Here is a 9,240-nt window from a genome sequence, read left to right on the forward strand (position 1 = left end):
AACAAGATCCGCAAGGCAGGCTTTTTTCTCGTTGTCTTGCGTCAGCATTACGTGGTAAAATCTTGATGACTAGGTTACGCTAGGTGAGAGGGGGATGTTCTTGCTACTACGCAAGTTTGAAGCATATGGATTCAAATCTTTTGCCGATAAAACTGAACTTGAATTTGGGCCGGGGATTACTGTTATCGTCGGGCCTAACGGCAGCGGCAAAAGCAATATCTCAGACGCAATCCGCTGGGTGCTGGGAGAGCAGAATATCCGCAACTTGCGCGGCGCTAAAACGGAAGATATTATATTTGCCGGCAGCACCAAACGGCGGCCTCTGGGGGTGGCGGAAGTCTCGCTGATTTTCGATAATTCCGATCATGCGTTGCCGCTGGATTATAACGAAGTGATTATTACCCGGCGGGTATTCCGTTCCGGCGAGAGTGAATATATGATCAACAAATCCTTATGCCGCCTTAAGGACATTCAGGATTTGTTGACTGAGGCCGGACTTGGCCGGGAGTCTATGACGATCATCGGCCAGAATAAAATCGATGAAGTTTTAAACAGCAAACCGGAAGAACGCCGCTTGCTATTTGAGGAAGCGGCCGGGATTACTAAATACAAGCACCGAAAAAAAGAGGCCCTGCGCAAGCTGGACGACACTGAGCAAAACTTAGTGCGGGTAGCGGATATTATGGCTGAACTGGAGACCCAGCTGACCCCTTTATCGGAAAGCGCGGCCAAAACAGAGCAGTATAATACCTGGCATCACGAATTGGTTGCCTGCCAGGTTACCCAGCTTTTAAATAAGCTGCAACGGGCGCAACAGATGGTGACCAGCGCTAATGCGGAACGGGAAGCCTTTGAATCCGGGCGGATTGAAATGACAACCCGCTTATCTGTCAGTGAAGCTGAATTGGAAAAGCTTACGGCCGAACTACAGGCGGCAGACTCGCAAGTCAGCGTTTGCGAAACCGAAATCAACGGTATCCATACCGAAACCGAACGGCTGGATGGAAGAACGGCAGTTCTGGAAGAACGTATTGTCCAAAAAAATCAGGCCATTGAGAGAATTCAGGCCGATATCCTTCGGGTCGGCGAGCAAGTGCGGCAGATTCAGCAAAAACTCGCAGAATCGCAGACAGGGTTTACAGAAAAAAGAGATCATGCTCTGCAGTTTAATAATACAGTCATTTTGGCCGAAGCCGAACTCAGTGAAACCAACCGACAATTGGCAGCGATAGAGGAACAAATTGCCCAGGGCAGAGATCAGGCCTTTGACTATCTGCAGGAATTGGCCGGTGAAAAAAACAGCCTGCAGTCCCTGGATCGCCAAACAACGCAGCTTGCATCCCGGCAAAGGCAATTGCAGACCGAGCAAGCCAACTGCAATCTGCAGCTGGAGCAGATTGACGGGACGCTCGGTCAGTTGCAGGAACAGCAGTCCGCGCTACGGCGGAATATGCAGCTGGCGGATGAAAAAATCCAGGTTCTGTATCAGCAAAAGCAAAGCCTGGAACAAAAAGGATTTTCCTTAGCCAGTGAAGAGAAACAAGTGACGCAACGCTGGAATGAGTCCAAGTCCCGTTGGCAAATTCTGCAGAATATGCAGCAGGATTACGAAGGGTTCGGCCAGGGGATCAAAAGCATTTTAAAAGCTCAGGCCGACTGGCGCCCCGGTGTGCTTGGCGCAGTGGCCCAGGTTATTTCTGTTCCCGCTGAGTATGTACTGGCAGTGGAAACCGCTTTGGGGGCGGCGCTGCAGCATCTGATCGTGGAAAATGACTCTGTGGCCAAAAAAGCCATTGATTATCTGAAACAACAAAAATCTGGCCGGGTTACCTTTTTACCCCTTAATACCATCCAGTTGAGACCTCCCCGTGATTTTGAGCGAAACGCAGCTAAAGAAGCAGGCGTTGTGGGACTGGCCTCTCAATTGGTCCATACCGATGCCAAGTTTGCCAATGTAACGGAGTATCTTCTGGGGCGCACGGTAGTTGTGAAAGATCTGGAGACAGCTTTGACCATTGCTCGCAAATACTCCTATTCCCTGCGAATTGTCACCCTGGACGGAGAACAGCTGCATCCGGGAGGATCCGTGACCGGCGGCGTAAGCAATCGCAAGGAATCAAGCTTCTTAGGCCGGGCCAGTGAAATCGAGTCTCTGCAGCAAGTAACCGCCCAGCTGAGCAGTCAATTAAGCCAGCTGAACGCAGCACGGGAACAATGGAAGGAAGAGCTGGCCAACCTCAACCAGGCTCTTTCGGCTCAGAGCGAGGAAAAAAATGGGACCAGGCTGCAGTCTGTTCAGCTGGAAGGCAGTGTCGCAAAGACAGCGGCTGATCAGGAGCGGATTTGTCTGACTCTTAAAACCATTGAAGAAGAAATTCTCATAATAGAACAAGAAAAAATGGCCCTTGAGGAGAAAGCCGCTCTGACTCGCCAGAAAATCGTCGAATTTGAAAATAGAAGTCATCAGCACAAAGATCAGGTTAGTCAGTGGCAGTCTGCTTTAAAAACTCTACAAGGCAATAGAGAAATATACGCTGCTCGTATTACCGACTTAAAGGTGAAATATACCACTCTGGAGCAAGAAGCCTTGGCTCTGGAAGGAATTTGCGGCAAATATCGCACGGATATGGACAGTTATGTACATCAGCTAAAAAGTCTGAATCAGGATCAGGAAACATGGCTGGGCGAGATTCAAGGTTGCCGGCAGGAACTGCAGAGTATTGTCGAAACTAAAAACGACCTGCTCAGCCGTAAGGCCTTGGCGGAGAATAATCGAAAAGAATTCTACGCCAATAAAATGGCGATCCTTTCCGGGATGCAGAAACTGGAAGCAGAAACCAAAGAACTGCGTCGACGCTGTCATGAAACTGAGAATCGATTGCATGAGTTGCAATTAATGGTAACAAAATACGAATATGAAGTAAATTATGGCTTTGAGCAGCTGAAAGATCATTTTTGCCTGACGCTGGAAGCGGCTCAGGAAATGTACTTAAAAGAGGATCATCATTCCCTGGCCTCCAGAATTAAACAACTGGAATTTGAAATTACGGCTTTGGGGCCGATCAATCCTGGGGCCATCGAAGAATACATCCGCATTAAGGACCGATTTGAATTTTTACAGCAGCAGTATAAGGATCTGGTGGAAGCCAAAGACTGTTTACTCTCGGTGATTTTCGACATCGATCAAACCATGTCCAAGCAGTTTATCGCCGCATTTGCCCAGATCAATGAGCATTTTTCCGATATTTTCACCCGCTTGTTTGGCGGCGGCAAGGCCGAAGTCTGTCTGGTAGACCCGGATAATATCCTGGAAACAGGAATCGAAATTACCGTACAGCCGCCGGGGAAAAAACAGCAAAACCTGGCTTTATTATCAGGCGGTGAGCGGGCTCTGACCGTTATTGCCCTGTTATTTTCCTTTTTGGCCTATCGTCCCGCGCCTTTTTGCGCCGTGGACGAGATTGACGCAGCCCTGGATGAGGCTAATGTCCAGCGGTTTAGTGAATTTTTGAAAGACTATGCTAAGAAAACTCAGTTTATTGTTGTCACTCACCGTAAAGGGACCATGGAATCAGCCGACATGATGCATGGCGTTACGATGGAAGAGTCGGGGGTATCACGTTTAGTATCCGTTAAATTTATGGATAGGGCTGGCTAAGAATATAAGGATAATATAATCGCAGAGTCAGTATAGGAGGAGCCATGGGATTTTTTGATGCATTAAAGGCAGGAATGGAGAAAACCAGAAAAAATCTGACAGAAAATATTGAGCGGCTTGTAGTTGGCTATGCCCAAATTGACGATGAGCTTCTAGAGGAGCTGGAAGCGATTTTGCTGACGGCAGACGTGGGTGTCAAGACCACGGAAACCCTCTTGTCGGATATAAAAGCCGCCATCAAAAAGAAAGAAATAGAGACACCTCAGGATCTTAAGCCTTATTTGAGGAAGCGGATGACGGAAATTTTAGCGCTGAACGCTGCAGCGATTTCCCAGGGCGGGCATAAGCCCTTGGTTTTGCTGGTTGTTGGCGTCAATGGCGTCGGTAAAACAACAACGATCGGCAAACTGGGCCGCTATTTCCGCCAACAGGGAAAATCAGTGATGCTGGCTGCCGGCGACACGTTCCGGGCTGCCGCCATTGATCAGCTGGAAATCTGGGGCAAACGCATCGACGCCGATGTCATGAAGCATACCGAAGGCGCAGATCCGGCAGCTGTGGCTTATGACGCCTGTAAATCCGCAGTGGCCAGAGGGGTTGATGTGCTGATCATCGATACTGCGGGCCGGCTTCATACCAAAACCAATTTAATGGAAGAACTGAAAAAAGTCCATCGGGTGATTGCCAAAGAAATTGTCGGCGCTCCCCATGAAACCCTGCTGGTTTTGGATGCCACCACCGGACAGAACGCCATGAGCCAGGCCAATATTTTCAGCCAGGCCGCTCAGGTCTCCGGCATTGTTTTGACCAAGCTGGACGGATCGGCCAAAGGCGGCGTAGTGCTGGCCATCAAGCACGAGTTAGATATTCCCGTCCGCTGGATTGGCGTGGGTGAGGGTATGGATGATTTAAGACCGTTTATTCCGGAAGAGTTTGTTGCCGCATTATTTGCTGACAAGGAATAATCCTTGACAATGAAATCACTGTGCTTTATACTGTCATAAGTGAGTAGTTGGCGGAGGGTGCCGCAATGCTTGACAGAATGCTGTTGATTGGATCGTTATATGATTTTTATGGGGCGCTTTTAACAGAAAAACAGCAGTTATATATCCGGCTGCATTATCTGAATGATTTGTCTCTGGCGGAAATTGCCGATCAATTCGGCGTATCCCGGCAGTCGGTACATGATATTCTGCAGCGGGCCGAACAAGTTTTGCTGGATTATGAAAAAAAATTGAAGCTGGTGGAACGGTTTCACCATGAGCAGGAACTGTTGAGCCAGATACACGAATCCTTAGTCAATATATCAGGAACGGAACCGCAGCCACGACTGCGGGAAATCATCCGGGTCGTGGAATCCTTGCTTGATTACGAGCGGGGAATCGGAGGAAAGGAGCCAGCCAGAAATGGTTTTTGAGGGATTAGCCGATAAGTTACAGGATACATTCAAGCGACTGCGCGGTCGTGGCAAACTTTCCGAGACGGATGTGAGTGAAGCTCTGCGAGAAGTGCGGATGGCGCTTCTGGAGGCAGACGTTAACTTTAAGGTGGTCAAGGATTTTGTCAGCCGGGTAAAAGAACGGGCTATTGGCCAGGAAGTCATGGACAGTCTGACGCCGGGACAGCAAGTGGTTAAAATTGTCTATGACGAGCTTGCTGCCTTGATGGGAGGGACCCAAAGCCGTCTCAATATCTCTTCCCGGCCGCCTACTGTGATTATGCTGGTAGGCTTGCAGGGAGCCGGCAAGACGACTACCGCCGGAAAATTGGCCAACCTTCTGCAAAGGCAGAATAAAAGGCCCCTGCTGGTTGCGGCTGACGTGTATCGTCCGGCGGCGATTAAACAGCTGCAGGTATTAGGTCAGCAGCTGGATATTCCGGTTTTTACCCTGGGAGATCAAGAAAGTCCGGTGACCATTGCTCAAAAAAGTATTGACCAGGCCAATGCCTTGCTGCGGGATGTGGTCATTATCGATACAGCCGGACGGCTGCATATTAACGAAGAGTTGATGCAGGAATTGCGCTTGATTAAAGGACAGGCGAAACCGCATGAAATCCTGTTAGTGGTGGATGCCATGACCGGTCAGGACGCGGTGGGGGTGGCCGAGGCATTTAACGGCCAACTGGGTCTGGATGGCGTAATCCTGACCAAACTCGACGGCGATGCCCGCGGCGGGGCGGCCTTGTCCATTAAGGCTGTGACTGGCTGTCCGATCAAATTCGCCGGTATGGGCGAAAAACTGGATGCTTTAGAACCGTTTTATCCTGACCGGATGGCTTCCCGCATTCTCGGCATGGGGGATGTGCTGGGTCTCATTGAGAAAGCCCAGGCCAGCCTGGATTTGGATAAGGCCAGAGAACTGGAGAAAAAACTCCGCAAAGATTCTTTTACCTTTGACGATTTTTTGGAGCAGCTGCAGCAGGTTCGCAAACTGGGTTCTATGGAGCAGATTCTGAGTATGATTCCCGGCATGGGCAGTCAACTCAAACAGCTGAAAAACGCCGAATTGGATGAAAAGGATCTGAAGCGCACCGAGGCCATTATTCGGTCTATGACCAAAAAAGAAAGACAGGATCCGGCCCTTATTAACGGCAGCAGACGCAAACGGATTGCAAGCGGCAGCGGCACGAAAGTACAGGATGTGAACCGCCTGCTCAAACAGTTTGAAGAAACCCGGAAAATGATGAAGCGGTTTCAGCTTATGCAAAAAAGTGGTAGAAAACCAAAAGGATTTAATCTGCCTTTTTTCAAATAATTTCTATATGATAGGATACTCTATGAAGGAGGTGATATATATGGCAGTTAAAATCCGTTTAATGCGTATGGGAGCCAAGAAAAATCCTTTTTACCGTGTGGTTGTTGCCGACTCCCGTTCGCCGCGTGATGGCCGTTTTATTGATATACTGGGTCATTATGATTCTACTGTAGAACCGGCAGTTATTAAGGTTGATGCCGAAAAAGCCATCGACTGGCTGCAGAAAGGCGCCCAGCCTACTGACACTGTAAAATCGTTATTGAGCGATATCGGCGTCATGAAACAGTGGGATGAGGTTAAGCGCAGCAAGAAAGAGGCGTGATCGCTATGAAAGAATTGGTAGAAATAATTGCCAAGGCGTTGGTTACATGCCCGGATCAAGTCAATGTTACCGCAACAACAGACAATGATGCTACCATTTTTGAATTACGCGTCGCTCCTGAAGACATGGGCAAAGTTATCGGCAAACAGGGTCGTATCGCCAAAGCGATTCGTACAGTAGTAAAAGCAGCTGCTACCCGCGATAACAAAAAAGTCATGGTTGAGATCATTTAAGGAGTGATTCAGTATGGATAGCATCACCTTGCATTGTCCCATAACAATTAAGGCGAAAGTCACGGATGAATTAAAAGCCCAGTTGGCGGCTGAGGTCCAGGAAGCCATCAAAAAAGCCGACATGGAACTGCAGCAGATTGATTTTCAGGCAAAGCGCATTATGGCGGAGCAGGCTAAAATTGATGCCCAGGGACTGATTTCTTTGCGGCAGCAAGTGGAAGCGGAAAAGCAGAAACGGCTTGACTTCAAAAATCATATGACAGAAAAACTGAAAGAAACGGCTCAGCTCGAGATTGGCGCCGAGATTGTTCAGGGGAATATGCAAAGAGTCGTGACCGTCAATGTGGGCGATGATCTGCACCGCATTATGTCTACGGAAATATTGCTGGAAAACGGCAAAATCGTCGCGTTTCGTAGTTGATAGCTGATATGACAACTCTGATTGCTGTCGGCAAGATTGTTGCCCCGCACGGTGTGCGGGGTGACCTTCGTGTCGTTACTTTGACAGATTTCCCTGAGCGGTTTCAAAGTCTGAAACGCATTTACTTTGATGATAAATCGGCTGCCACTGTCGAAAACATAAAATTTCACCAGCAGTTTGTACTGATCAAACTCCGGGAATGCAATACCCGTGATGAGGCTGAATTATTGCGGGGAAAATACATACAGATTCCTAAAGAAGAAGTAATGCCTTTGCCTGCAGGGCATTATTATTTATTTGAAATTCTGGATTGCAAAGTGTACACAGAAGAAGGGGTATATCTTGGGGCGGTGACGGATATCATTCAGACCGGCAGCAATGACGTGTATGCGGTTACGGCAGAGAACGACTCCACACGTTTAATTCCGGCATTGAAAGAGGTGGTACGCTCCATCGATACTGCCGGCAAAAAAATCGTGGTTAAACTCCAAGAAGAATGGGAATCGTGAATAGCTGTGCAGATTGATATTATTTCTTTATTTCCCGAGATGTTTGCCGGCCCCTTGGGGCATAGTATCATTAAAAGAGCCAGAGAGACCGGATTGCTGGTGGTTAACGTTACCAATCCCCGCGATTTTACCGTGGATAAGCACCATATTGTAGACGATTACCCTTTCGGCGGCGGTTCAGGGATGGTTATGAAACCGGAACCTGTCTTTGCTGCGGTGGAAAGTCTGTTGACAGGGGAGGAGGCAATTAAACGAAAAATTATCCTGATGTGTCCGGGCGGACAGACTTTCACCCAGGATAAAGCCAAAGAACTGGCCGGATTCCAGCATCTCGTCCTGATCTGCGGTCATTATGAAGGAGTGGATGAACGCATTCGCGCCTTTTTAGCCGATGAATCCCTGTCGATCGGTGATTATGTCCTGACTGGCGGTGAATTGCCGGCCATGGTGGTGACGGATGCTGTAGCCAGGATGCTGCCTGGAGTTCTCGGCGCCAGTGATGGAGCCCAGCAAGATTCCTTTTATAATGGGTTGCTGGAATACCCTCAGTACACCCGTCCTCGTGATTTTCGCGGCTGGCAGGCGCCAGAGGTGTTATTGTCCGGCGACCATGCCAAAATTGAACGCTGGCGGCGCAAACAATCCTTGCGGATTACGCAGAAAAAACGTCCGGAATTATTGCAAGCCGCCGATCTCAGTCCATACGACCTAAAACTTTTGGCGGAGATAGCCGACGAGGAGGATAATGATTAATATGCCGTCGGTCTATTTAGGGTTATTGCACTATCCGATTTATAATAAAAACGGTGAGATCATTACTTCGGCTGTTACCAATTTTGATATTCATGATATCGCCCGTAGTTCCCGTACTTATAATATAAAGCGTTATTTTGTGATTCATCCCCTTGCCAGCCAACGGGAATTGGTCAAAGAAATTATGGATCACTGGCAGACAGGTTTGGGCGCTGAGTATAACCCGGACCGCAAAGAGGCTCTGGACATCCTGGAACTGGCCGAAAGCTTGGAAATGACTGTTCGGTGCATCACCGAGGCGGAACGTCAAGCGCCCGTTATTGTGACTACCGATGCCCGCTGCTTTCCCAACACGGTTTCTTACGGGCAACTGAGGCGAACAATAGAGACAGGGACCCGTCCCTGTCTGATCTTGTTCGGGACCGGCTGGGGGATCGAAAAATCAGTGATGCAGCAGTTTGATTATATTTTAGAACCCGTCCTGGGGCCAGGAGACTATAACCATTTATCAGTTCGGTCGGCAGTAGCCATTATACTGGACAGGCTGTTAGGAGAACCCTGGTGGCTGGAACGGGACCGTTGAAAAGG

General features: G+C 48.8%; 10 protein-coding genes. All 10 read left to right on the top strand.

What is annotated here, in order from left to right:
- The first annotated feature begins 94 nt into the window (after nt 1-94).
- The 10 genes from smc to ALO_RS04175 all read left to right on the top strand — a co-directional run bounded on the left by smc (nt 95) and on the right by ALO_RS04175 (nt 9,235).
- Nucleotides 95-3,658, top strand: coding sequence for a chromosome segregation protein SMC (smc, locus tag ALO_RS04130; RefSeq protein ID WP_004573088.1), 3,564 nt, complete (start codon nt 95-97; stop codon nt 3,656-3,658).
- Nucleotides 3,659-3,702: 44 nt separating this feature from the next.
- Nucleotides 3,703-4,623, top strand: a complete 921-nt coding sequence (ftsY, locus tag ALO_RS04135) for a signal recognition particle-docking protein FtsY (protein ID WP_004573089.1) — start codon at nt 3,703-3,705, stop codon at nt 4,621-4,623.
- Between the two features lie 65 nt (nt 4,624-4,688).
- The gene (gene ylxM / locus ALO_RS04140) at nt 4,689-5,075 is read left to right on the top strand and encodes a YlxM family DNA-binding protein (protein ID WP_004573090.1); all 387 of its coding nucleotides are present in this window, start codon (nt 4,689-4,691) and stop codon (nt 5,073-5,075) included.
- Nucleotides 5,065-6,414 carry a signal recognition particle protein gene (gene ffh, locus ALO_RS04145; protein ID WP_004573091.1) on the top strand — a complete coding sequence of 450 codons (1,350 nt, stop codon included), beginning with the start codon at nt 5,065-5,067 and terminating at the stop codon, nt 6,412-6,414. The genes ylxM and ffh overlap by 11 nt, the downstream gene beginning before the upstream one ends.
- A gap of 40 nt (nt 6,415-6,454) precedes the next feature.
- Nucleotides 6,455-6,736, top strand: coding sequence for a 30S ribosomal protein S16 (gene rpsP / locus ALO_RS04150; protein ID WP_004573092.1), 282 nt, complete (start codon nt 6,455-6,457; stop codon nt 6,734-6,736).
- Between the two features lie 5 nt (nt 6,737-6,741).
- A complete protein-coding gene (locus tag ALO_RS04155; RefSeq protein WP_004573093.1) occupies nt 6,742-6,969 on the top strand; it encodes a KH domain-containing protein in 228 nt (75 codons plus the stop codon).
- A 13-nt stretch (nt 6,970-6,982) separates the two neighbouring features.
- A complete protein-coding gene (locus ALO_RS04160; RefSeq protein WP_004573094.1) occupies nt 6,983-7,390 on the top strand; it encodes a YlqD family protein in 408 nt (135 codons plus the stop codon).
- Nucleotides 7,391-7,398: 8 nt separating this feature from the next.
- The gene (gene rimM, locus ALO_RS04165) at nt 7,399-7,899 is read left to right on the top strand and encodes a ribosome maturation factor RimM (protein ID WP_004573095.1); all 501 of its coding nucleotides are present in this window, start codon (nt 7,399-7,401) and stop codon (nt 7,897-7,899) included.
- Between the two features lie 6 nt (nt 7,900-7,905).
- Complete coding sequence (gene trmD / locus ALO_RS04170; RefSeq protein WP_004573096.1) at nt 7,906-8,652, top strand: tRNA (guanosine(37)-N1)-methyltransferase TrmD; 747 nt, start codon at nt 7,906-7,908, stop codon at nt 8,650-8,652.
- Nucleotide 8,653: 1 nt separating this feature from the next.
- On the top strand, nt 8,654-9,235 hold the full coding sequence (locus ALO_RS04175) for an RNA methyltransferase (RefSeq protein ID WP_040292699.1): 582 nt from the start codon (nt 8,654-8,656) through the stop codon (nt 9,233-9,235).
- Nucleotides 9,236-9,240 lie beyond the last annotated feature (5 nt).

This window comes from Acetonema longum DSM 6540 (assembly GCF_000219125.1).
Taxonomy (GTDB): Bacteria; Bacillota; Negativicutes; order Sporomusales; family Acetonemataceae; genus Acetonema; species Acetonema longum.

Coding starts and splice junctions, on each gene's coding strand:
- ALO_RS04175 (WP_040292699.1), top strand. CDS start 8,654: ATGCCGTCGGTCTATTTAGGGTTATTGCACTATCCGATTTATAATAAA.
- smc (WP_004573088.1), top strand. CDS start 95: ATGTTCTTGCTACTACGCAAGTTTGAAGCATATGGATTCAAATCTTTT.
- ALO_RS04155 (WP_004573093.1), top strand. CDS start 6,742: ATGAAAGAATTGGTAGAAATAATTGCCAAGGCGTTGGTTACATGCCCG.
- rpsP (WP_004573092.1), top strand. CDS start 6,455: ATGGCAGTTAAAATCCGTTTAATGCGTATGGGAGCCAAGAAAAATCCT.
- rimM (WP_004573095.1), top strand. CDS start 7,399: ATGACAACTCTGATTGCTGTCGGCAAGATTGTTGCCCCGCACGGTGTG.
- ftsY (WP_004573089.1), top strand. CDS start 3,703: ATGGGATTTTTTGATGCATTAAAGGCAGGAATGGAGAAAACCAGAAAA.
- ylxM (WP_004573090.1), top strand. CDS start 4,689: ATGCTTGACAGAATGCTGTTGATTGGATCGTTATATGATTTTTATGGG.
- ALO_RS04160 (WP_004573094.1), top strand. CDS start 6,983: ATGGATAGCATCACCTTGCATTGTCCCATAACAATTAAGGCGAAAGTC.
- ffh (WP_004573091.1), top strand. CDS start 5,065: ATGGTTTTTGAGGGATTAGCCGATAAGTTACAGGATACATTCAAGCGA.